Annotated in this window: 17 protein-coding genes, 2 tRNA genes and 4 other RNA genes; 12 read left to right on the forward strand and 11 right to left on the reverse strand. The window is 52.2% G+C overall.

The window, feature by feature from the left end; all coding sequences use genetic code 11:
• Nucleotides 1-1,607 (forward strand): iron-containing alcohol dehydrogenase (locus ABVN44_RS08700; RefSeq protein WP_393942483.1); only part of this gene is annotated, 1,607 nt, incomplete at its 5' end.
• A gap of 196 nt (nucleotides 1,608-1,803) precedes the next feature.
• Here ABVN44_RS08700 and tdk read toward each other — a convergent pair.
• A complete protein-coding gene (tdk, locus tag ABVN44_RS08705) occupies nucleotides 1,804-2,421 on the reverse strand; it encodes a thymidine kinase (protein ID WP_000068097.1) in 618 nt (205 codons plus the stop codon).
• Nucleotides 2,422-3,084: 663 nt separating this feature from the next.
• Between tdk and hns the strand changes: the two genes are divergently transcribed.
• On the forward strand, nucleotides 3,085-3,498 hold the full coding sequence (gene hns / locus ABVN44_RS08710) for a histone-like nucleoid-structuring protein H-NS (protein WP_001287383.1): 414 nt from the start codon (nucleotides 3,085-3,087) through the stop codon (nucleotides 3,496-3,498).
• Nucleotides 3,499-3,629: 131 nt separating this feature from the next.
• On the opposite strand, the gene galU is transcribed toward hns, so the two are convergent.
• The 3 genes from galU to rssA form a co-directional block, all read right to left on the reverse strand.
• Entirely contained in the window at nucleotides 3,630-4,538 is a 909-nt protein-coding gene (galU, locus tag ABVN44_RS08715) for a UTP--glucose-1-phosphate uridylyltransferase GalU (RefSeq protein ID WP_000729450.1), read from the reverse strand.
• Nucleotides 4,539-4,740: 202 nt separating this feature from the next.
• On the reverse strand, nucleotides 4,741-5,754 hold the full coding sequence (rssB, locus tag ABVN44_RS08720) for a two-component system response regulator RssB (RefSeq protein ID WP_000193432.1): 1,014 nt from the start codon (nucleotides 5,752-5,754) through the stop codon (nucleotides 4,741-4,743).
• Nucleotides 5,755-5,844: 90 nt separating this feature from the next.
• A complete protein-coding gene (gene rssA, locus ABVN44_RS08725) occupies nucleotides 5,845-6,750 on the reverse strand; it encodes a patatin-like phospholipase RssA (RefSeq protein ID WP_001230575.1) in 906 nt (301 codons plus the stop codon).
• Nucleotides 6,751-6,860: 110 nt separating this feature from the next.
• Between rssA and ABVN44_RS08730 the strand changes: the two genes are divergently transcribed.
• The 8 genes from ABVN44_RS08730 to ABVN44_RS08765 all read left to right on the forward strand — a co-directional run bounded on the left by ABVN44_RS08730 (nucleotide 6,861) and on the right by ABVN44_RS08765 (nucleotide 9,275).
• Entirely contained in the window at nucleotides 6,861-7,319 is a 459-nt protein-coding gene (locus tag ABVN44_RS08730; protein WP_001540172.1) for a YchJ family protein, read from the forward strand.
• A 50-nt stretch (nucleotides 7,320-7,369) separates the two neighbouring features.
• Nucleotides 7,370-8,212 carry a formyltetrahydrofolate deformylase gene (gene purU, locus ABVN44_RS08735; protein WP_001191156.1) on the forward strand — a complete coding sequence of 281 codons (843 nt, stop codon included), beginning with the start codon at nucleotides 7,370-7,372 and terminating at the stop codon, nucleotides 8,210-8,212.
• Nucleotides 8,213-8,382: 170 nt separating this feature from the next.
• A non-coding RNA gene (locus ABVN44_RS08740) (RtT sRNA) lies at nucleotides 8,383-8,524 on the forward strand.
• A gap of 28 nt (nucleotides 8,525-8,552) precedes the next feature.
• Nucleotides 8,553-8,637, forward strand: a tRNA-Tyr gene (locus ABVN44_RS08745).
• A 44-nt stretch (nucleotides 8,638-8,681) separates the two neighbouring features.
• Nucleotides 8,682-8,807, forward strand: a non-coding RNA gene (locus ABVN44_RS08750) — RtT sRNA.
• 34 nt (nucleotides 8,808-8,841) lie between these two features.
• Nucleotides 8,842-8,926 (forward strand) — tRNA-Tyr (locus ABVN44_RS08755).
• Nucleotides 8,927-8,970: 44 nt separating this feature from the next.
• A non-coding RNA gene (locus ABVN44_RS08760) (RtT sRNA) lies at nucleotides 8,971-9,101 on the forward strand.
• A 43-nt stretch (nucleotides 9,102-9,144) separates the two neighbouring features.
• Nucleotides 9,145-9,275, forward strand: a non-coding RNA gene (locus ABVN44_RS08765) — RtT sRNA.
• 94 nt (nucleotides 9,276-9,369) lie between these two features.
• On the opposite strand, the gene ABVN44_RS08770 is transcribed toward ABVN44_RS08765, so the two are convergent.
• The 6 genes from ABVN44_RS08770 to narK form a co-directional block, all read right to left on the reverse strand.
• Nucleotides 9,370-10,899: a tetratricopeptide repeat protein gene (locus tag ABVN44_RS08770; RefSeq protein WP_023231396.1), complete on the reverse strand. Its 1,530-nt coding sequence runs from the start codon at nucleotides 10,897-10,899 to the stop codon at nucleotides 9,370-9,372.
• A 241-nt stretch (nucleotides 10,900-11,140) separates the two neighbouring features.
• Nucleotides 11,141-11,818 carry a respiratory nitrate reductase subunit gamma gene (gene narI / locus ABVN44_RS08775; protein WP_000545594.1) on the reverse strand — a complete coding sequence of 226 codons (678 nt, stop codon included), beginning with the start codon at nucleotides 11,816-11,818 and terminating at the stop codon, nucleotides 11,141-11,143.
• Entirely contained in the window at nucleotides 11,818-12,528 is a 711-nt protein-coding gene (gene narJ / locus ABVN44_RS08780; protein ID WP_000571668.1) for a nitrate reductase molybdenum cofactor assembly chaperone, read from the reverse strand. Before narJ ends, narI begins: the two co-directional genes overlap by 1 nt.
• Nucleotides 12,525-14,060, reverse strand: a complete 1,536-nt coding sequence (narH, locus tag ABVN44_RS08785; protein ID WP_048348797.1) for a nitrate reductase subunit beta — start codon at nucleotides 14,058-14,060, stop codon at nucleotides 12,525-12,527. The genes narJ and narH overlap by 4 nt, the downstream gene beginning before the upstream one ends.
• Complete coding sequence (locus ABVN44_RS08790) at nucleotides 14,057-17,800, reverse strand: nitrate reductase subunit alpha (RefSeq protein ID WP_048348798.1); 3,744 nt, start codon at nucleotides 17,798-17,800, stop codon at nucleotides 14,057-14,059. The genes narH and ABVN44_RS08790 overlap by 4 nt, the downstream gene beginning before the upstream one ends.
• Before the next feature lie 387 nt (nucleotides 17,801-18,187).
• Nucleotides 18,188-19,585 carry a nitrate transporter NarK gene (gene narK / locus ABVN44_RS08795; protein ID WP_023231540.1) on the reverse strand — a complete coding sequence of 466 codons (1,398 nt, stop codon included), beginning with the start codon at nucleotides 19,583-19,585 and terminating at the stop codon, nucleotides 18,188-18,190.
• Nucleotides 19,586-19,925: 340 nt separating this feature from the next.
• Between narK and narX the strand changes: the two genes are divergently transcribed.
• Together narX and narL are read left to right on the forward strand one after the other, a co-directional pair.
• On the forward strand, nucleotides 19,926-21,722 hold the full coding sequence (gene narX, locus ABVN44_RS08800; RefSeq protein ID WP_000476244.1) for a nitrate/nitrite two-component system sensor histidine kinase NarX: 1,797 nt from the start codon (nucleotides 19,926-19,928) through the stop codon (nucleotides 21,720-21,722).
• Nucleotides 21,715-22,365, forward strand: a complete 651-nt coding sequence (gene narL / locus ABVN44_RS08805) for a two-component system response regulator NarL (RefSeq protein ID WP_001064598.1) — start codon at nucleotides 21,715-21,717, stop codon at nucleotides 22,363-22,365. The genes narX and narL overlap by 8 nt, the downstream gene beginning before the upstream one ends.
• Here the strand turns inward: narL and ABVN44_RS08810 are convergent, their stop codons facing one another.
• On the reverse strand, nucleotides 22,366-23,790 hold the full coding sequence (locus ABVN44_RS08810) for a YchO/YchP family invasin (RefSeq protein ID WP_001116347.1): 1,425 nt from the start codon (nucleotides 23,788-23,790) through the stop codon (nucleotides 22,366-22,368).
• Between the last annotated feature and the right edge of the window lie 99 nt (nucleotides 23,791-23,889).

Below are 23,889 nucleotides of genomic sequence, written 5' to 3' on the forward strand. Positions count from 1 at the left end.
AACTGGTCGCTATGGGCGGTATCGGTCACACCTCCTGCCTGTACACTGACCAGGATAACCAGCCAGAACGCGTTGCTTACTTCGGTCAGATGATGAAAACTGCGCGTATCCTGATCAACACCCCTGCTTCTCAGGGGGGTATCGGTGACCTGTACAACTTCAAACTCGCACCTTCCCTGACGTTGGGTTGTGGTTCCTGGGGTGGTAACTCCATCTCTGAAAACGTTGGTCCGAAACACCTGATCAACAAGAAAACCGTTGCTAAGCGAGCTGAAAACATGTTGTGGCACAAACTTCCGAAATCTATCTACTTCCGCCGTGGCTCTCTGCCCATCGCGCTGGATGAAGTGATTACTGATGGCCACAAACGTGCGCTCATCGTGACTGACCGCTTCCTGTTCAACAACGGCTATGCAGACCAGATCACCTCTGTGCTGAAAGCGGCTGGCGTTGAAACCGAAGTCTTCTTCGAAGTTGAAGCCGACCCGACGCTTTCCGTTGTTCGCAAAGGCGCTGAGCTGGCTAACTCCTTCAAACCAGACGTGATTATCGCGCTGGGCGGTGGTTCCCCGATGGACGCCGCGAAAATCATGTGGGTCATGTACGAACACCCGGAAACCCACTTTGAAGAGCTGGCGCTGCGCTTTATGGACATCCGTAAACGTATCTACAAGTTCCCGAAAATGGGCGTGAAAGCGAAAATGATCGCCGTCACCACCACTTCCGGTACCGGTTCTGAAGTCACACCGTTTGCGGTTGTGACCGACGATGCAACCGGTCAGAAATATCCGCTGGCTGACTATGCCCTGACCCCGGATATGGCGATTGTCGATGCCAACCTGGTGATGGATATGCCGAAGTCCCTGTGTGCGTTCGGTGGTCTGGATGCGGTAACTCACGCCCTGGAAGCTTACGTTTCCGTACTGGCTTCTGAGTTCTCTGACGGTCAGGCTCTGCAGGCCCTGAAACTGCTGAAAGAAAACCTGCCGACGTCTTACCACGAAGGGTCTAGAAACCCGGTTGCGCGTGAACGTGTTCACAGTGCAGCGACTATCGCCGGTATCGCGTTTGCCAACGCCTTCCTCGGTGTATGTCACTCCATGGCGCACAAACTGGGCTCTCAGTTCCACATTCCGCACGGTCTGGCGAACGCCCTGCTGATTTGTAACGTTATCCGCTACAACGCGAATGACAACCCGACCAAGCAGACCGCTTTCAGCCAGTACGATCGTCCGCAGGCACGCCGTCGTTACGCTGAAATTGCTGACCACCTGGGCCTGAGCGCGCCGGGCGACCGTACCGCCGCTAAGATTGAAAAACTGCTGGCATGGCTGGAAAGCATTAAAGCTGAGCTGGGCATTCCTAAGTCTATCCGTGAAGCAGGCGTACAGGAAGCTGACTTCCTGGCACACGTTGACAAACTGTCTGAAGATGCCTTCGATGACCAGTGCACCGGCGCTAACCCGCGTTATCCGCTGATCTCCGAACTGAAACAGATTCTGCTGGATACCTACTACGGTCGTGATTTCACCGAAGGTGAAGTTGCAGCGAAGAAAGACGTCGTTGCCGCACCGAAAGCAGAGAAAAAAGCGAAAAAATCCGCTTAATTCGTTATCTGTTTTAGCATGACAATAACGGCCTCAATTGAGGCCGTTTTTTTGTTTTACCTGTTTATCTGATGCCTGAAGGCGCTATGCTGATCATCTGGCCTACGCGCTCACGGCACGCCCTTCGTCAGGAGGCCTGAATAATGACCTCCAAAGCGCTACAGGGCGTTTTATAAGCCGATCTTTACCTCAGGTATCATATGTGCCGATGACGCTCCTGAATCGCCGTCAGTGAGCCCTCCTCCAGCGCGTCCTTATAATGCTTACGGCAAACTGAAACGTAGCGTTCATTCCCGCCAATAACCACCTGTTCGCCTTCGTTATAAGGCCTGCCGTCCTGATCAAGGCGCAGAACCATACTGGCTTTACGACCGCAGAAACAGATAGTTTTTAATTCCACCAGCTTATCTGACCATGCCAGCAAGTATTGGCTGCCGACAAAGAGCTCCCCACGAAAGTCTGTTCGTAGCCCATAGCAAAGTACTGGAATATCTAATTTGTCGACAACCTCGGATAATTGATAAACCTGCTGGCGAGTCAAAAACTGGCTTTCGTCGACTAACACGCAATGTATTGTCTGCCGCGCGCTCTCGGCACGAATCTCTTCAAACAAGGATGTATTTTGGTTAAACAATTTTGCCGGCGACGACAAACCGATACGAGAGCTGACTTTGCCTGCGCCGAAACGATCGTCGATTTCCGCCGTATATACGACGGTACGCATCCCGCGTTCCTGATAATTGTATGAAGATTGCAGCAGTGCAGTCGACTTACCCGCATTCATTGCCGAATAGTAGAAATATAGCTGTGCCATTGGTCGCAGGACCTCACCTGAGTGAAATAAAGATTGGCGGGATTGTACCATAATTTACCGACGCGACGGCGCGGCTCGCGCTCCGGTGAGTATTAAGAATTGTACAAACATCGCTCACTATACCCAAAATAATTCGCGTTGCTTAAAGGCGGCAAGGGAGTGAGTCCCCAGGAGCATAGATAACTATGTGGCTGGGGTGAGCGAGCGTAGCCAAACACATAAGCAACTTGAAGTATGAAGGGTATATACACATTCCTTCACAAATTATGCCGTTAAAATTCATCAACAATGCTTATCATCACCCGCCAATATGAAAACCTTGTACTTATTGTTACCGTTACTCATACCCGGTGCAAAGTAATAGGGTTTTCTTGTAAGGAAAGCTAATACAAGAGATTGATATCTCAGCAATGAGATCGTATTTCATCATGATAAAATGTGACCTGACTCCTAAATTTTTAGCGACAGACGGTGAGTATCCCCCCTGCCAATAAGCTCTTTTTTGTGCGGCGCCTCAAGGAAAATTTAAGTTGAGATAATTAAAACGTGTGCTTAATAAAGCGTAATTTTGAATTCCTTACATTCCTGGCTATTGCACAACTGAATTTATCGCTCTATTATTAGCTCAACAAACCACCCCAATATAAGTTTGAGATTACTACAATGAGCGAAGCACTTAAAATTCTGAACAACATCCGTACTCTTCGTGCGCAGGCAAGAGAATGTACTCTGGAAACGCTTGAAGAAATGCTGGAAAAATTAGAAGTTGTCGTTAATGAGCGTCGTGAAGAAGAAAGCGCTGCTGCTGCTGAAGTGGAAGAACGCACTCGTAAACTGCAACAGTATCGTGAAATGTTAATTGCCGACGGCATTGACCCGAATGAACTGCTGAATAGCATGGCTGCCGCTAAATCCGGCACCAAAGCTAAACGCGCAGCTCGTCCGGCTAAATATAGCTATGTTGACGAAAACGGTGAAACTAAAACCTGGACTGGCCAGGGTCGTACACCGGCTGTAATCAAAAAAGCAATGGAAGAACAAGGTAAGCAACTGGAAGATTTCCTGATCAAGGAATAATTTACTTCCTGGATGCTTAAAATCCCGCCGCTGGCGGGATTTTTTTTGCCTGAGTTCTCCGCTGACGACCCCAGGCATAAAAAAAACGCCGGATTTACCAGCGCTTCTGTTAAAAAATTTATAACGTATCGTTACTTCTTAATACCCATTTCTTCTTCAAGCCAGGCTTTAAATTCAGCACCCAGCGAATTATGACGGATGCCATATTCAACGAATGCCTGCATATATCCTAACTTATTACCACAGTCATGGCTTTTACCCTTCATGTGGTAGGCTTCAACCGTTTCTTTTTCGATCAGCATATCGATAGCATCGGTCAACTGAATTTCATCCCCGGCGCCCGGAGGGGTTTTCGCCAGCAACGCCCAGATATCCGCGCTCAACACATAACGCCCGACAATCGCAAGGTTAGACGGCGCGACATCCGCTTTTGGTTTTTCAACCACGCCAACCATCGGCACACTTTCGCCCGGCGCCAGCTCAACGCCTTTACAATCGACCACGCCGTATGCAGTCACATCTTCTACTGGCTCAACCATAATCTGGCTATTGCCGGTTTCATCGAAACGGCGGATCATTTCAGCCAGGTTATCCTGAGACAGGTCGGACTCATATTCGTCAAGAATAACGTCTGGCAGAATAACAGCGACAGGTTCGTTTCCGACAACGGGATGCGCGCACAATACGGCATGGCCCAGGCCTTTTGCCAGCCCTTGACGTACCTGCATAATAGTGACATGCGGAGGGCAAATAGACTGAACCTCCTCCAGAAGCTGACGCTTAACGCGTTTTTCCAGCATCGCTTCCAGCTCAAAACTGGTATCAAAGTGGTTTTCAATAGAGTTTTTAGACGAGTGCGTAACAAGCACGATTTCAGTAATGCCAGCAGCGATACATTCGTTCACGACGTACTGAATTAATGGCTTATCAACCAGCGGCAGCATCTCTTTCGGGATAGCTTTGGTCGCTGGCAGCATCCTGGTTCCCAATCCCGCGACCGGGATAACGGCTTTTTTGACTTTCGAATTAAGGGCAGCCATTTAAAATTCTCCTGGACTGTTCATGTATTGAACGTGTTCATTAATCTGTATCGTGTTCCAGTATATCAGTACCAGAACAAGCCTCAGGTCCAAAAAGGACTTATATTGGTATAATTAAGACAAATACTTATAAATCTGCCGCAGATAGTAACACTCGTCGGGAAAGGCCGGTAAAGCAATTTCCGCTCACTCTTCCGTTTGGTCATTCCGCAGACAACATCAATCGCAGGCGCCCTCCTGCGCCCCATATTTGACACTGCCATGAGTCGCAACGCTGGCTTAATTGGTTAAGGTAGGCGTTACCCAATGTTCCTAGCGGCACGCCGCTGCTAATTTGAACCTGATGAGCGCCCGTATTTAAGGTGGCGTTCAATCCGGCGGAGACGAGAATCAAATTTTTGAGCTCACTGTGATAGTAGCCGACAAATAGCGGGAATTGCCCAGGTAAATTGGCTTGTCTGAGCAGATGATTTACCTGTTTTAATAGCGCGCCTAACTCCGGTAAACGGTGCTTTTGTTGGCCGAGCTGATCCTGCAATAAGCCGTTAAATAGCGCTCGCAGCAACAATGCGGCTAACACGCCGTTATCGCCCGCCCGGGTGACATCCAGGCAATAAAATGCCAGTTCGTTATCAGATAGCGGCGCAATATCCAGCACCAGTCCAGGCTGATCGGCGGAGACGAGCTGCCGGTAATTAATGCGGCAATGGGAAATCACCTGCTGTACCGGGGGCTGCAATTCCTGCAACAATTGCGCTGCGGCGGTTGGATTACTCACCATTGCATCCCAGTCACGAAACAGGCGTTCTTCTTCTTCAACCCGCGAGTTAAACATATTAGGGTATAAGCAAGCGAATACGGTTTCCCGCAAGCGGTTGAGATCTTTTACCGGCTTCAGCAAGACATCTTCAACCCCAAGGCGTAACGCTTTGGCGATATCCGCCATATTTTCTGTTGCGGAAATAACCAGAATAGGCGTCTGGTCTCCGCGATTACGTAAGTTTTCTACCAGTTTGAGACCGTTCATTCTCGGCATAGCGATATCACATATCATGAGATCAGGGGTAAAACGCCCCATCAACTCCAGGGCATCCACCCCGTCGCCTGCCAATGCCGTTGTCGCTCCCAAAGAGGAAAACCACGAATCCAGAAGCGAGCGAAATACAGGCTCGTCTTCAACAATAAGAATCTGTTTTCCGACCAATGGCTGCGTCATGTTCTCTCCCCTGACTGGCTTTAATCAATAGTGGCATGGTATTGCCGCTTGCGCCTGTCAGAATTTGCTTAAGTGATCGTAAAAGGTACATTAAACGTCGGTACGCACCAAGGGTATAAGTTCGTCCATCTTTTTCTCTACGGCTAACTGACCCGCCGCAATAGCGGCATGGGCGCGATGAAAATCCAGCGTAGAGATTTGCGGACAGAATGGTTGAATGAGAATATCAGGCGGATCGCCAGCCATACGGTTACGTTTAAGACGATTTTCCAACACCTGAATGGAGGTTGTCATGATTTCCATTGCCCCAGGCGAACTCACGCCACGGCGTGAAGTCAGGCTACTGAAACGTTCTTTTAAACGCTTATGCCAGGGCAGCGCATCATCGCTCTCTTCATTGATATTCCCGACATTTACAGAGAGTAAATCTTGCTGCATGAGGTGGGCATCATGTTGCAGGTCTACCGCAATAACGATATCGGCCCCCAGCGCCCTGGTTAACGAAACAGGTACCGGATTAACGACTGCGCCATCTACCAGCCAGTAACCGTTATGCTCAACCGGAGACATCAGCCCTGGCATACTGCACGACGCGCGTACAGCAAGGTGTAGATCGCCTTCAGTAAACCATAGCTCTCGTCCCGTGCTAAGATTCGTCGCGACCGCGCCAAAACGTCTTGAACAGTGGTCAAAATCCGTGACGGGCATAATATCCCGATAGTGATTAAATACGCGTTCGCCGCGAAGCAACCCTCCTCTGCCCCAGGATACATCCATCAGGCGTAAAACATCCCAGTAGCGGAATGAACATACCCACTGTTCAAGCGCCGATAATTTATTACAGGCATACGCGGCGCCGACCAGTGAACCTATTGAGCATCCTGCAACGATATCAATATCAATGCCTGTTTGCTTGAGGGCTTTGATGACCCCAATATGAGACCATCCTCTCGCTGCGCCAGATCCCAGCGCCAGCCCTATTTTCATTTTTCTCATCGTACTTAACGACTTCCCCTGGCTTCAAGACGTAGCAACATCGCCACTGCTCAGTTAACATAATGCCACCCTGGCGTTCAACGCCGTTTTTTATATTCAGGGAGATTATTGTGTCTCAGCCTTGTCCCTGTGGTAGCGCTGACGAGTATAGCCTATGTTGTGGTCGTATTGTGTCCGGAGAACGAGTAGCACCCGATCCGTCACATCTCATGCGCTCTCGTTACTGCGCTTTTGTGATGAAAGACGCAGATTACTTAATTAAGAGCTGGCATCCAACCTGCAATGCGGCCGCGTTTCGTGATGATATCATCGCCGGATTTGCCAATACCAGGTGGCTCGGCCTGACTATTTTTGAACATACCTGGTCAGAAGCAGAAAATACAGGGTATGTTAGTTTTATCGCGCGTTTTTCCGAACAAGGGAAAACCGGGGCGATTATCGAACGTTCTCGTTTTATCAAAGAAAACGGTCAGTGGTATTATATTGACGGTACCCGCCCGCAGTTGGGTCGAAACGATCCCTGCCCGTGCGGTTCAGGCAAAAAATTTAAAAAGTGCTGCGGCCAGTGACGCCTGACAGTATCGATACAGCAAACACTCTCAACAGGATTTTTCCGGCAATGCAATCACTACAACGTAAAGTTCTGCGTACTATTTGTCCCGATCAAAAAGGCCTTATCGCGCGGATTACCAACATTTGCTATAAGCACGAGCTTAATATTGTGCAAAACAATGAATTTGTGGACCATCGCACCGGACGCTTTTTTATGCGGACCGAGCTGGAAGGCATCTTCAATGATTCCACTCTTCTGGCTGATCTGGACAGCGCCTTACCGGAAGGCTCTGTTCGTGAACTCAATCCCGCCGGACGCCGTCGGGTAGTGATTCTGGTTACCAAAGAGGCGCATTGTCTGGGCGACCTGCTGATGAAAGCCAACTATGGCGGGCTGGATGTTGAAATCGCCGCGGTCATTGGCAACCATGAAACGTTACGCTCGCTGGTTGAACGTTTTGAGATCCCTTTCGAACTGGTCAGCCATGAGGGATTAACGCGTGAAGAGCATGACACGAAGATGGCGGACGCCATTGATGCCCATCAACCGGACTATGTGGTGCTGGCCAAATATATGCGTGTTTTAACGCCAGGTTTTGTGGCGCGCTTTCCGAACAAAATTATCAATATCCACCACTCATTCCTGCCGGCGTTTATCGGCGCGCGTCCTTATCATCAGGCCTATGAGCGCGGCGTGAAAATCATCGGCGCTACCGCGCACTATGTGAATGATAATCTGGATGAAGGCCCAATCATTATGCAGGACGTGATTCACGTCGATCACACCTACACCGCAGAAGATATGATGCGTGCCGGGCGCGACGTTGAGAAAAACGTATTAAGCCGCGCGCTGTATCAGGTTCTGGCGCAGCGGGTCTTTGTTTACGGCAATCGGACGATTATTCTTTAATCGTCAGTAATATGAATTGATTAGCTTTAATCCGTTACGGATGAAAAGTACGCAAACAGTTCATTTCAGGCAAAGGAATGCTTTACAGCGGCGTGTCATTTGATATGATGCGCCCCGCTTCCCGAAAGGAAGCGGGCCAGTATTAAGCATTACCCCGTGGTGGGGTTCCCGAGCGCTCATAAGGGAGCTGACTGCAAATCTGCCGTCATCGACTTCAAGGTTCGACTCGAGCAATAGTGAGAGAACGTTGCCGCAGGCAACGGCCCGAAGGGTGAGGAGCTTTAGCTCCGAATAATCCTTCCCGCTATAGAATGCAAGCAGCATAATGAATTTATCCCGTGGTGGGGTTCCCGAGCGGCCAAAGGGAGCAGACTGTAAATCTGCCGTCATCGACTTCGAAGGTTCGAATCCTTCCCCCACCACCATTATTCACTACAGCGATGTAGTTAACTCGATGAGCAATGCAGAAGTTTGCACTTGTCGGGGAAGGGTGAGAATCTTCGATTAAGGTTCGGCTCGAGCGAAAGCGAGAGAACGTTGCCAACGGCCCGTAGGGTGAGGAGCGAAGCGACGAATAATCCTTCCCCCACCACCATCTTCAAGCTTTACCTACAATTTGAATTACCCCTGGTGGGGTTCCCGAGCGGCCAAAGGGAGCAGACTGTAAATCTGCCGTCATCGACTTCGAAGGTTCGAATCCTTCCCCCACCACCATCACTTCCGTCGCGTATCTTATCCCCGTTAAGCATAGTGTCTCATATCTCTCCGTACGGGGAAGGATGAGAAGCTTCGACTAAGGTTCGATTCGAGCGCAGCGAGAAAGCGTTGCCGCAGGCAACGACCCGAAGGGCGAAGCGCGCAGCGCTGAGTCATCCTTCCCCCACCACCATCACTTCCGTCGCGTATCTTATCCCCGTTAAGCATAGTGTCTCATATCTCTCTGTACGGGAAGGATGAGAAGCTTCGACTAAGGTTCGATTCGAGCGCAGCGAGAAAGCGTTGCCGCAGGCAACGACCCGAAGGGCGAAACGCGCAGCGCTGAGTAATCTCTCCCCCACCACCATCACTCCATAAAGTACCAATTTCAAATCAATCAGCACTGCCCCATATCCTTACCCCACAGGCAGACTTCACTCCATGGCTTATTGGCTATCTTATCAATACTTCTTCCTGGCAATCTTTTTCGCCTCCTTTGATTGGTTGATTTTTCGCCTGATGAGATCAAAGGCGGCATATGTCTCGCTAAGTTGATCTGGGGTGAGCGTTCCCTTGAGTCGGTTTCTTTCGGCAATGAGCGCTGAACAATCATCCTTAGATTTTTCCGTATATATACTTGCCATGTAATACCAAATATAGGCCTGCTTATTATCTTTAGGCACACCCTGGCGCCCATGAGCATAAATTTCCCCAAGCGCTGATTGTGCCGGAGTAAACCCCTGCTCTGCCGCTTTGAGGTACCACTTCAGCGCATTCCGGCTATTTTCAGGCACGCCTCTTCCCGTGCTATATGCTACGCCAAGCTGATATTGCGCTTTCGCAAAATCCTGTTTTGCTGCTTTTCGATACCATGCGATAGCCTGTCTGTCGCTTTGCGCGACGCCGCGACCAAATGCAGACATGATGCCCAGATGCGTTTGCGCAGCAGGCAGCCCCTGGCGAGCGGCTTTGCGATACCACGCCAGCGCCTGTTGGTAGTCCTGAGAAACGCCCTCACCCTGCATAAACATCACGCCGATCGCATCCTGCGCCTCGGCCAATCCCTGCGCTGCGGCTCTGCGATACCACTCCAGCGCCAGATTGTGATCTTTCAATAAGTGATAACCGTTGTAATACCATACGCCAAAATTGTACTGTACCTTTGCCATCACGCGTTGCGCTGTTTTTCGATACCACGTCTGAGAGTGAACCCGGTCAGCGGGATGCGCTTTATCATAGAGCGCATTCAGCGGAATGTGGCCTGGCGTATAGCTGCCTGGTATACCTTCATTAAGCCAGTAAACTGCCTGACGATAATCCTGAGGCACGCCTTCACCATAAAAATAGGCAACACCGAGATAAAGTTGCGCGGGGTAGTACATATTTTCCGCCGCTTTACGCATCAAGATCGCCGTTTGCTGATAATCCTGAGGAACGCCCTGACCGTGGGCGTACATTACTCCAAGCTTAAATTGTGCTGACGAAGCTGAACCCTGGCCGCGGACAACGCCCGCATCATTGGTTGGAGAGGCGGCTTTTCGATACCACTCCAGCGCTAGCTGGGTATTTTGGGGAAACCCATCGCCATACATATAGGCGTCACCGAGGATTTCTTGCGTACTACTATCCCCTAGCTCTGCCGCCTTGCGATACCACTCCAGCGCTTTTTGTCGACTAAGTGGAAAATTTTCACCATAGTTGTAATGATAGCCAAGGATAAAATAGGAAAAATCAGAACCTTGTTTACCCGCTTTCTCCAGCCATTTTATGGCTAGTTTATAATCAGGCTTAACGTATCGCCCCTCCGCATACCAGCTTCCAAGCGCGAACTGCGCGCTTTCATCTCCTTGTTCCGCTTTTTGCTCTAATTCCTGAACGTACTGGCATTCTTCTGAGTCGGCGGGATAGCGCTCCTCGCAGACAGCAGCGTGAGCCATTTTTGAAATAAATATATTTAATATTATTATTTTGAAAATTGATGAAAAACGCATACAACTATCCTTATTGTCGTTTATGGCGTGATTATATGCTGCACCATCCTTTTTCTGCTTACAAAAAACTCGCACAGATGCTGAATAAACCCAAAAACAAAGAGTACGGATTCAGATGCCAGACATGGCAGATCCGCTGTAAACGAAACAAGGCGGCGGTCGATAAGGCATTTATGCCGCACTCCGGCAAACAGCCATAAAAAAACTCCGCCGAAGCGGAGTTTAGGGCATCGAGAGAAAATCAGTGACGCGCACGTACAATCTGATACTTGCGGGTCAGATACTCGACCGGCACGCTCCAGATATGCACCAGGCGCGAGAAGGGGAACAACAGGAACAGCGTCATCCCCAGTACCAGGTGCATACGGAAGATAAAGGCCACACCGTCCAGATGTGCGGATGCGCCACCGTGGAAGGTCACAACTGACTGCGCCCACCCGACCAGCTTCATCATTTCACTCCCGTCCATATGCTGGGCGGAGAACGGAATGGTCAGCAGACCCAGCGCGCACTGAATCACCAGCAATGAGAGAATCAAAATATCTGCGCCGGTAGTGGTGGCGCGGACACGTGGGCTAAACAGACGACGCTTGAGCAGTAAAATACCGCCAACCAGCGTCAGCACGCCGCAGGCGCCGCCGGCAATCATCGCCATCTTCTGCTTCACGTCGACCGGCAGAAAAGCTTCATACATCCAGTGCGGCGTTAACATGCCCAGGAAGTGACCGGCGAAAATACCCAGAATCCCAATGTGGAACAGGTTTGACGCCAGGTTCATTCCTTTGCGATCCAGCATCTGACTGGAAGCCGCCCGCCAGGTGTACTGACCGTAGTCGTAACGTAACCAGCTACCGATCAGAAATACCGATCCGGCAATGTACGGGTAGATATCAAAGAAGAACATATTCAGGAAGTGCATTAGTGCTGTCCTCCGGTGGTGATATTCAGATATTGCGGCGCCACGGCCCCGGCAAAACGACGCTGGTGAGCGGAGATTTCCGACTCGCCACACCCTTGATCGGCGAAGAATTTCACCTGCTCTTCTTCCCAGACCGCATCCAGTGCCTGCGGGGTATCATCACGTGCTTCATTCGCAATTTTTTCAGCCACTTTGTCGCTGTCGATAACGGTATTCGCCAGTTTTAACAGCAGATCGAACAGCACCGCATAACGGCTGTCACGCTGTTGCAAACGTGCGCTGAGCAGCGCCAGAATCGGCGCGATATCCTGTAAACCCCCTAACGCTTCACTTTTCGGCAATTGCGCAAGGTATTCCAGATACAGCGGCAGATGATCGGGAAGTTCGCGGCTGTCGAGCTGCAAACCGTGCTGCTCATACTGTGCCATCAGGTCAACCATCGCCTGACCGCGATCGCGGGATTCCCCGTGTACATGTTCAAACAGCAGCAGCGATGTGGCGCGACCACGGTCAAACAGTTCACTGTAGGCGGCCTGTACATCCAGCATGTCCTGCGCGGTTAAATCGCGCAGGAAAACGCCCAGAGTCTGGGCATCCTCTTTATCCAGGTTCTCAGATGACGCGAGCGCATCGAACAACTCCTGCTGATGCTGCCACAGGGCAGCATCCGGGTACTCGAGCAGACGCGAAACAATGACGAGTTCAATCATGCGTGCGGCTCCGTTTTGCTGGTCACATCAACAGCGTCGATGCGGCGGCTGTTGAACAGATTGAATTTGGTATCAGACCCGTGGCAACCATCGCCGAAGGTAAAGCCACAACCGCTTTTCTCCGGGAATGCGTCACGCGCCAGTTCACGATGGCTGCTCGGCACCACAAAGCGATCTTCATAATTAGCAATTGCCAGGTAACGATACATTTCCTGCGCCTGGGTTTCGCTTAAACCCACCTCTTCCAGCGCGCGGGTATCCACTTTACCGTCTACGGTTTCCGCACGTTTGTAGTGACGCATCGCCAGCATCCGTTTCAGCGCCAACAGTACCGGTTGGGTGTCGCCAGCGGTCAACAGGTTCGCCAGGTACTGCACCGGGATACGCAGACTGTCTACATCCGGCAGAATACCGTTGCTGCCCAGTTCACCCGCGTCGGCTGCAGACTGAATCGGTGACAAAGGCGGTACGTACCAGACCATCGGCAGCGTGCGGTATTCCGGATGCAGCGGCAGCGCCAGCTTCCAGTCCATCGCCATTTTGTACACTGGCGATTGCTGCGCCGCATCGATCACGCTCTGCGGCACGCCGTCCTTCAGCGCCTGCTCAATGACAGCCGGATCGTTCGGATCGAGGAACACGTCCAGTTGACGCTGGTACAGATCTTTTTCGTTTTCCGTACTGGCGGCGCTTTCAATGGCATCTGCGTCATACAGCAGTACGCCAAGATAACGGATACGGCCCACGCAGGTTTCCGAGCAAACGGTCGGCTGACCGGCTTCGATACGCGGGTAGCAGAAGATGCACTTCTCGGACTTGCCGCTCTTCCAGTTGAAGTAAATCTTCTTGTACGGGCAGCCGGTAATACACATCCGCCAGCCGCGGCACTTGTCCTGGTCGATCAGCACAATGCCGTCTTCTTCACGCTTGTAGATGGCACCGCTTGGGCAGGTTGCCACGCACGCCGGATTGAGGCAGTGCTCGCACAGGCGCGGCAGATACATCATGAAGGTGTTTTCGAACTGGCCGTACATCGCCTTCTGCATGTTTTCGAAGTTCTGATCTTTAGCGCGTTTTTCGAACTCGCCGCCCAGAATCTCTTCCCAGTTTGGCCCGCTGGTAATTTTGTCCATCCGCTGGCCGGTAATCAGCGAGCGCGGACGCGCGATCGGCTGATGTTTGCTTTCCGGCGCGGTATGCAGGTTCTGGTAGTCGTAATCAAACGGCTCGTAGTAGTCGTCGATGCCCGGCAGATGCGGGTTAGCGAAGATTTTACCCAGCAGCAGCGCCCGGTTGCCCATGCGCGGCTGTAGTTTGCCGTTGATTTTGCGGATCCAGCCGCCTTTCCATTTTTCCTGATTTTCCCAGTCATTCGGAAAACCAACGCCAGGCTTACTTTCCACGTTGTTAAACCAGGCGTATTCCATACCTTCGCGACTGGTCCAGACGTTTTTACAGGTGACTGAACAGGTATGACAGCCGATGCACTTATCGAGATTCAGCACCATGCCGACTTGTGAACGAATTTTCATTTTACGCTCTCCTGTACCTGGTCATTGCCTTCGCCATCCAACCAGTTAATGTTCTTCATCTTACGTACCACCACAAACTCATCGCGGTTGGAGCCGACGGTACCGTAGTAGTTAAAGCCGTAGGCTAACTGCGCATAGCCGCCGATCATATGGGTCGGTTTCGGCGTAATGCGCGTCACCGAGTTATGAATACCGCCGCGCTGCTGGGTAATTTCCGACCCCGGCAGGTTTACGATACGTTCCTGCGCGTGGTACATCATGGTCATGCCCGCCGGTACACGCTGGCTGACCACTGCGCGTGCGGTCAATGCGCCGTTGCTGTTGAAGACTTCGATCCAGTCGTTATCTTCAATGCCCAGATCTTTGGCGTCGGTTTCGCTCATCCATACAATCGGGCCGCCACGCGACAAGGTCAGCATCAACAGGTTATCGCTGTAGGTCGAGTGGATACCCCATTTCTGGTGCGGCGTCAGGAAGTTGAGCGCCTTCTCCGGATTACCGTTGGATTTACGCCCCATCACCGCTTTCACCGAGCGAGTGTCGATCGGTGGGCGATACACCAGCAGACTTTCGCCAAAGTCGCGCATCCACTGGTGATCCTGATACAACTGTTGGCGACCAGACAGCGTACGCCATGGGATCAGCTCGTGAACGTTGGTATAACCGGCGTTATAAGAAACGTGCTCATCTTCCAGACCAGACCAGGTCGGGCTGGAGATAATTTTGCGCGGCTGGGCCTGAATATCGCGGAAGCGGATTTTCTCTTCTTCTTTATTAGTTGCCAGATGCGTATGGTCGCGACCGGTAAACTCGCTCAGCGCCGCCCAGGCTTTCACCGCCACCTGACCGTTGGTTTCCGGCGCTAACGTCAGGATCATCTCTGCCGCGTCAATCGCCGTGTTGAGCATCGGCTGGCCTTTCGCCGGACCGTCCGCTTTGGTGTAATTAAGCTTACGCAGCAAGTCCATTTCGCTTTGCGTGTTCCAGGCAATCCCTTTCCCGCCGTTGCCGATTTTCTCCATCAGCGGGCCGATAGAGGTAAAGCGTTCGTAAGTCGCCGGGTAATCGCGCTCAACGGTCATGATGTGCGGCGCGGTTTTCCCTGGAATCAGATCGCATTCGCCTTTTTTCCAGTCTTTCACGTCCAGCGGCTGCGCCAGTTCAGCGGCAGAATCGTGCTGGATCGGCAGCGTCACGACGTCAGTCTCTTTACCCAGGTGGCCTACACAGACTTCGGAGAATTTCTTCGCAATGCCTTTGTAGATTTCCCAGTCGCTTTTCGATTCCCAGGCCGGATCTACGGCGGCAGACAGCGGATGAATAAACGGATGCATATCCGAGGTATTCATATCGTCTTTTTCATACCAGGTGGCGGTCGGCAGTACGATATCGGAGTACAGGCAGGTGCTCGACAGGCGGAAGTCCAGCGTCACCACCAGATCCAGTTTGCCGTCCAGGCCATTGTCACGCCACTCCACTTCTTCCGGCTTCACACCGCCCTGTTTACCCAGATCCAGCCCCTGAATACCATGCTCAGTACCCAGCAGATATTTCAGCATGTACTCATGGCCCTTACCGGAAGACCCAAGCAGGTTTGAACGCCAGATGAACAGGTTACGCGGGTGGTTTTTACCGTTTTCCGGCTGCTCGGCGGCAAAGCGAATCGAACCCTCTTTCAGGGATTTGACGGTATAGTCTACCGGCGTCATACCGGCTTTTTCCGCTTCACGCGCAATGTACAGCGGGTTAGTGCCTAACTGCGGTGCCGACGGCAACCAGCCCATACGTTCGGCGCGCACATTGAAGTCAATCAGATGGCCGCTATAGCGGGATTTGTCCGCCATCGGCGACAGTAACTCCTCGGCGGTCACCGTCTCGTAGCGCCACTGGCTGGAGTGGTTATAGAAGTAAGAGGTGCTGTTCATGTGACGCGCCGGACGCTGCCAGTCAAGGGCAAACGCCAGCGGCTGCCAGCCGGTCTGCGGACGCAGTTTTTCCTGGCCGACGTAGTGCGCCCAACCGCCACCGCTCTGACCAACGCAACCACAGAACACCAACATATTGATCAGCCCGCGATAGTTCATATCGAGGTGATACCAGTGGTTCAGACCGGCGCCAACGATAATCATTGAACGCCCGTGCGTTTTGTCCGCGTTATCGGCGAACTCCCGTGCGATACGGATGATCTGCGCCCGCGGCACGCCGGTGATCTGCTCGGCCCATGCTGGCGTATATGCTTTGGTATCGTCATAACTGACGGCACAATTTTCATCGTTCAGGCCGCGTTCCAGACCATAGTTCGCCATAGTCAGGTCATACACGGTGGTGACTAACGCTGAAGAACCATCGGCCAGTTGCAGACGTTTTGCTGGCAGTTTATGCAGCAGGACGTTATCCAGCGCCACATGATTAAAGTACTCTGAACCTTCGCCGCCGAAATACGGGAAGCCCACGTCAGCAATCTCATCCTGGCTGCCCAGCAAGCTGAGCTGCAATTCAGTTTCTGCACCGGTAGTCCCGTCGCGCTGCTCGAGGTTCCATTTGCCTTTTTCGCCCCAGCGGAAACCAATTGAACCGTTTGGCGCCACCATTTCACCGTTGCTGTTGATAGCGACGGTTTTCCATTCCGGGTTATTTTCCTGCCCCAACGAATCAACGAGATCGGCAGCGCGCAGCATACGACCTGCGGCATAATAACCATCACGCTCTTCAAGCATCACCAGCATTGGCATGTCGGTATAGCGACGGACATAATCGGTGAAGTACTGGCGCGGGTTGTCGAGGTGGAATTCACGCAGCATGACGTGGCCCATCGCCAGCGCCATCGCCGCATCGGTCCCCTGCTTCGGCGCCAGCCACAGATCGCACAGTTTGGCGATTTCGGCATAGTCCGGCGTCACCGCGACGGTTTTAGTGCCTTTGTAACGTACTTCGGTAAAGAAGTGGGCATCCGGCGTACGGGTTTGCGGCACGTTAGAGCCCCAGGCGATAATATAGCTGGAGTTGTACCAGTCAGCGGATTCCGGCACGTCGGTCTGCTCGCCCCAGGTTTGCGGGGAGGCTGGCGGCAGGTCGCAGTACCAGTCGTAGAAGCTCAGGCAGGTACCGCCAATCAGCGAAAGATAACGTGCGCCGGAAGCGTAGGAGACCATCGACATCGCCGGGATGGGTGAGAAGCCCGCGACGCGGTCAGGACCATAGGTTTTCACGGTGTACACGTTGGAAGCGGCGATCAGCTCGTTCACTTCCTGCCATGAGGAGCGAACAAAGCCGCCACGACCACGCGCCTGTTTGAAGCTTTTGGCTTTATCGGCATCTTCAATGATGGAGGCCCATGCCTCTACCGGATCGCGATGCAGTTTTTTCGCCTCGCGCCACATCTTCATCAGACGTTTGCGCATTAGCGGATATTTCAGTCGGTTAGCGCTGTAGAGATACCAGGAGTAGCTTGCGCCGCGCGGGCAGCCGCGAGGTTCATGGTTTGGCATATCAGGACGGGTGCGCGGGTAATCGGTTTGCTGTGTTTCCCAGGTCACCAGACCATTTTTGACATAAATTTTCCAGCTACAAGAACCGGTGCAGTTCACCCCATGGGTTGAGCGCACAATTTTGTCATGCTGCCAACGTTGGCGGTATCCGTCCTCCCAGTCCCGGTTTGTTTCGAGAAGCTGGCCGTGCCCATCGGCAAAGGTTTCGCCCTTCTGCTTGAAGTAGCGAAACCGGTCCAGGAATTTACTCATCGGGTTTCTCCTGTGTGGAACCTTACGGCTCTCTGATAAATCGACATTGCTTAACTAAGGGCGAAGGTAACGCGCTGAATGGGCGTGAGAATTGATAACGATCAAGGCGGACAGGGATGCAAATGGCGCGCAAACCTCCTGCATACTCCTTTTGGAGGAGGAGTTTTATTTATATATATTACTGATTTAATTACATAAAATTAAATTTACGCACGACATGAATGTTAAATTTTCAACAAGTGGGTATTAAGGGGTATCCCCCTGGATGACCGATAAAGATGAGCGTGGTCAGCCCTGTCGCGCCTCTCTTCTTGACTATAAGTATGTTGTAACTAAATACGGATAAAAAAAAGCGCGGTCTAACGCCGCGCAAAGGATAATCAAAAGTTACTTTTTATTTTTAGAATGACGTCCATATACCGCCCAGGTAATAACGACGCAGGCGATATAGAAAATAAGAAAGACTTTCATCGCGCCGACTGGCGAACCGGTTAATGCTAAAGATGAACCAAACGCTTTCGGAATAAAAAAGCCGCCAATCGCGCCAATCGCGGAAATAAAGCCCAGCGCCGCCGCCGTATCAGTTGCCGCTTCACGCATGGCTCTTTCTTCCGACCCGCCTTCCGCTTTTACCCGGTCCATTGTCAGTTTACGGAAGATAACGGAGATCATCTGGAAGGTAGAACCACTCCCCAACCCAGCCGTCAGGAACAGCGCCAGAAATACCCCGTAGAACGCGATAAAGCTACCGCCAACGCCGCCAGTAGGTAATGTCAGGAACAGCAGACCGCTGAAAATCGCCATCAGGACAAAGTTGGTAAGCGTGACGCGAGTCCCCCCCAGACGGTCAGAAATTGCGCCGCCTGCCGAACGCGCCAGCGCGCCGATAAACGGACCGAAAAACGCATAATGTAGGATCTGCACATCCGGGAATTGCGTTTTAGACAGCATCGCGAACCCCGCGGAGAAACCGATAAACGATCCGAAGGTCGCCAGATACAGCAGACTCATGATCCACAGATGACCACGTTTGAGCACCGGCAGTTGCTCTTTTAGCGAGGCCTTAGACGTCGCCAGTTCGTTCATGCCGAACCACGCCGCCAGCGTAAAAATGGCCAGGAAAGGCACCCAAATCCAGGCTGCGTTCGCCAGATAGAGCTGAGAACCATCCGGCTGCTCTACACCGTGGCTGCCAAAGGCGGCAAAGATAGAGAGCGAAACCACCAGCGGCGCAACCAGCTGCATCACGCTCACGCCCATATTGCCCAGACCACCGTTCAGACCCAGCGCGCCGCCCTGCTTTTGTTTAGGAAAGAAAAAGCTGATGTTCGCCATACTGGAGGCAAAGTTCGCGCCGGCAAAACCACACAGCAAGGAAATAATAATGAAAGTGCTAAATGGCGTACTGGTATCCTGAACGGCAAAGCCTAACCATACGCAGGGCACGATGAGGATACCGGTACTGAACGCTGTCCAGCGACGTCCGCCAAATAGCGGCACCATAAAGGAGTAAGGCACCCGTAGCAGCGCGCCGGAAACAGATGGCAGCGCAGTCAACATAAAGAGCTGATCGGTCGTAAAATTAAATCCCACTTTCGGCAGGTTCACCGCCACTGCGCTGAATAGCATCCAGACGCAAAACGCCAGCAGTAAACACGGCACAGAAATCCACAAATTACGGCTGGCGACACGATGGCCGCGCTGCTGCCAGAACGCCGGATCTTCCGGACGCCATTCCGTGATAACAGCGCCAGTTGCCCTTTCCGGGGCGGATGAGTGACTCATAGACACCTCTGATTCTTGATTTGATGTCTGCCACATTAGGGTTTACTGCCGAAGGTAAGTTGATATAAATCAAAGGAAAAGTCGTCATCACCGGCGACTAAAAATAGTTATTACCCTTAATGAGTAGGCTATTTTGGTAAAAAAGCTGTGGTTTTTCACCATGCTGTGTCTGTCTACTCCTTCCCGTCGCAGATACCTCTCTACGGCGGCAATTAAGGAGTAACTCGTTATAGGTATGGGTATACTCCGCTGTATCGTTGAGAATAGCGGCACAGCCGATTGACGCCCCTCTTTTTTGCTACGTTTTTTCGGCGACATTACCCCGAAGAAAGAAGGTAACATGTTTAAACGGTGTTTCTCTCCTCTTACGCTGGTTAACCAACTGGCGCTGATTGTCATGCTCTCTACCGCTATCGGCGTGGCGGGGATGGCGGTTTCCGGCTGGCTGGTTCAGGGCGTGCAGGGTAGCGCTCATGCGATTAATAAAGCGGGCTCATTGCGTATGCAAAGCTATCGACTACTGGCCGCTGTCCCGCTGGATGCTAAAGATCAAAAGCTGCTGGATGAGATGGAGCAAACGGCATTCAGCCCGGAACTGACCCGCGCCGCTGAGCGAGACGGGCAGCAAAAGCAGCTTAAAGCGTTGCAGGATTACTGGCATAACGAACTCTCGCCAGGACTACAGCACGCGCAAAACGCGCACGCGGTCGCAGAAGATGTCACGCGCTTTGTGGCGGGCCTGGATCGCCTGGTGACGTCGTTCGACCATACTACTGAATTGCGTATCGAACGCGTGGTATTAGTTCACCGGGTAATGGCGATCTTTATGGCGCTATTGCTGGTATTTACGATTATCTGGCTACGTGTTCGCCTTTTGCAGCCCTGGAAACAGTTGTTATCAATGGCGCGCGCCGTCAGTCAGCGCGACTTTACCCAACGTGCCAATATCAGTGGACGCAATGAGATGGCCGCGTTGGGTTCTGCGCTCAATAATATGTCTGAAGAACTGGCCGAAAGTTATGCGGTACTGGAACAGCGCGTACAGGAAAAAACAGCCGGTCTGGAACATAAAAACCAGATTCTCTCGTTTTTGTGGCAAGCCAACCGCCGACTGCATTCACAGGCTCCGCTATGTGAACGTCTTTCACCGGTACTGAATGGCCTGCAAAATTTAACCCAGTTGCATGATATTGAGCTGCGAGTCTATGACCTGGAAGATGAAGATAATCACCAGGAATTTACCTGTCAGTCGGACATCAGTTGCGATGATAAAGGCTGCCACCTTTGCCCACGTAGCGCCCTGCCGATGATTAACGGCGGCACCACCTTAAAATGGCGGCTCACCGACTCTCACACCCAATACGGTATTTTGCTGGCGACGCTGCCCTATGGACGCCATCTTAGCCACGATCAGCAACAGTTGGTGGACACGCTGGTTGAACAGCTTACCGCGACTCTGGCGCTCGACAGGCATCAGGAGCGTCAGCAGCAGTTGATTGTCATGGAAGAGCGTGCCACCATTGCCCGCGAACTGCATGATTCTATTGCCCAGTCGCTCTCTTGTATGAAGATGCAGGTGAGCTGCCTGCAAATGCAGGGCGACGTGTTACCGGAAAGCAGCCGTGAGTTACTCAGCCAAATTCGCAATGAGCTAAACTGCTCCTGGGCGCAACTGCGCGAACTGTTAACTACTTTCCGGTTACAGTTGACGGAACCCGGGCTACGTCCGGCGCTGGAGGCAAGCTGCCAGGAGTTCAGCGCCCGGTTTGGCTTTACGGTAAAACTGGATTATCAGCTTCCCCCCCGCCTGGTGCCTTCACACCAGGCGATACACCTGTTGCAAATTGCCAGGGAAGCCCTCAGCAACGCCCTTAAACACTCTCATGCCGACGATGTGGTGGTGACAGTGACGCAATGTGGCAAACAGGTCAAACTAAAAGTGCAGGATAATGGCTGCGGCGTCCCGGAAAACGCCGAACGCAGTAATCACTACGGCATGATCATCATGCGCGATCGGGCGCAAAGTTTGCGCGGCGATTGCCAGGTACGCCGACGCGAGACTGGCGGAACAGAGGTCACTGTTACTTTTATTCCAGAAACAAACTTCACAGAAACCCAGGGAGATACCCATGAATAATCAGGAACCGGCAACCATCCTGTTAATTGACGACCATCCAATGCTACGCACGGGTGTAAAGCAGCTTGTGAGTATGGCGCCCGATATCAGCGTGGTCGGAGAAGCCAGCAACGGTGAGCAGGGTATTGACCTGGCGGAATCGCTCGATCCCGATCTGATCCTCCTTGATTTGAATATGCCGGGAATGAATGGTCTCGAAACGCTGGATAAATTACGCGAAAAAGCGCTGTCAGGACGTATTGTCGTTTTCAGCGTATCCAACCATGAAGAAGATGTCGTCACGGCGCTAAAGCGCGGCGCGGACGGTTATCTGTTGAAAGACATGGAGCCGGAGGACTTGCTCAAAGCGTTACAACAGGCCGCCGCCGGCGAAATGGTATTAAGTGAAGCGTTAACGCCGGTACTGGCGGCCAGCCTGCGGGCCAACCGCGCCACCACCGATCGCGATGTAACGCAGCTCACCCCGCGTGAGCGCGATATTCTGAAGCTCATCGCGCAGGGATTGCCGAATAAGATGATTGCCCGACGTCTGGATATCACCGAAAGTACGGTCAAAGTGCACGTGAAACATATGCTCAAGAAAATGAAGCTGAAATCGCGCGTGGAGGCCGCCGTCTGGGTGCATCAGGAACGCATCTTTTAATTATTGCTCCTGGAACGGTTGCCAATGCGGATTATCGTCCGGCATCGTGATAAACGGTTCAGTCAGCGCGAGCGTGATCTCATTGGAAGAGACACGCTGACCTTTTTCATCCTCAACCACCACCGATAAACGCCAGCGATTTGCCGCGCCTTCGCGGTGATCCCAGGCCGGCATAATGATTGTCCAGCCCTCGATACTGCGGGTGTCCGTTCCTGCCGTCAAACTTAAGGCCTGTGTATCGCCCTGCCAGCTCAAATGACGAATACCGTGCACGCTGCGCACCTGCAATTTTAACGCAACCGTCTCACCAGGCGTAAGATCCCAGGGCGGCGTCGCCAGAAAAACCGTTAACGTTTTACGCTGCCGATACTCCATTGTCGGCAGCGAGTTACGTTGCGGCGTATCATAGCGGCTACCGCGTAATGACTGGCTTTGCGCCACTTCACTGGCGGCAAGCTGCTTTTTGAGCGGCACGCCGAAGCGGTAGTTAAGCGTCAGCCCCAGGTTATTTTGACTGACCCCGCTCTCGCCCTGTTTGTGCTGGGCGGTCATGGTAAGCAAAGGTACTGGCGTATAGTTGAGACCCAGTTTTAACGCGACAGGATTGTGATACCCCGTTCCGGAGTCAAACAGATCCACGCTATCGCCAAAGTACTGCTCCAGGCTAACGCTGGTATTGATATGCTGGTAAAACGGCAGCCGCATTTGCGCGTTGATATCATACCCGCGCGCCATTCGCTGTTCTAAGGTCGCCGTATGCGTCTGCCAGTCGGCAAAAGGCTGGTAATAGTTGGCGGATAAACGCAAATATTCTCCCCACGCCTCCGCGCCAAAGCCGGCGCGCTGCAGATTTTCATCCAGCAGATTATCGTAAAAGGTATTATAGCCAAGAAGCCAGCCATCCTGCGCCCAGCGCTGTCCTATGCCAACGTTGCTTACCAGTCCGTCAGTCTGTTGCGTAAGACCAAGCTGGCTCCAGGTCAGATAGCGCTGTTTATCCTGTAAAGGGATAAACCAGCTTCCGCGACTGCCGTTAAAATGACCTTCGTTATCGACGTTAATATCAACGCTGGCGCTGCCCCAGGCTGATAGCCAGCTTTCAAGCTGCTGGTTAACCTGCTCGCTGACCACATCGCGTACCTGTCCGAAAGCGAATTGCCGCGCCTGTTCACCGGTATCCAGATCGTTATTTTTCATGCTGGCTTCGCCAAACGCTTTGGCCATCTCGGCAAAATGCTTTTCCCCTTCGTGGGATTCCGGCATCATGCCTAAATCCGGCAGACGGTTTTGATCGAAAGGGTCTTGCGCCTGCGCACGGATCGTACCGCTGGCAGCCAGCAAGAGAAGCGAGAGTGAGAATGAACGAAAAACAATACGGCTCAACGTGTCGGCAACTTCTACAACAAAAGATAAGAGGAATGGCATCAGAGTAAACCATAACGTGTCCGGACAGGTTTTGCAGCCTTTTCTCGTGCTTCCAGGAATATCCTTATTTTTTCCGCAGAGCGTCCCAGGATTTTCTCC

The sequence above is a fragment of the Salmonella sp. SJTUF15570 genome (assembly GCF_043357055.1).
Lineage (GTDB): Bacteria > Pseudomonadota > Gammaproteobacteria > Enterobacterales > Enterobacteriaceae > Salmonella > Salmonella enterica.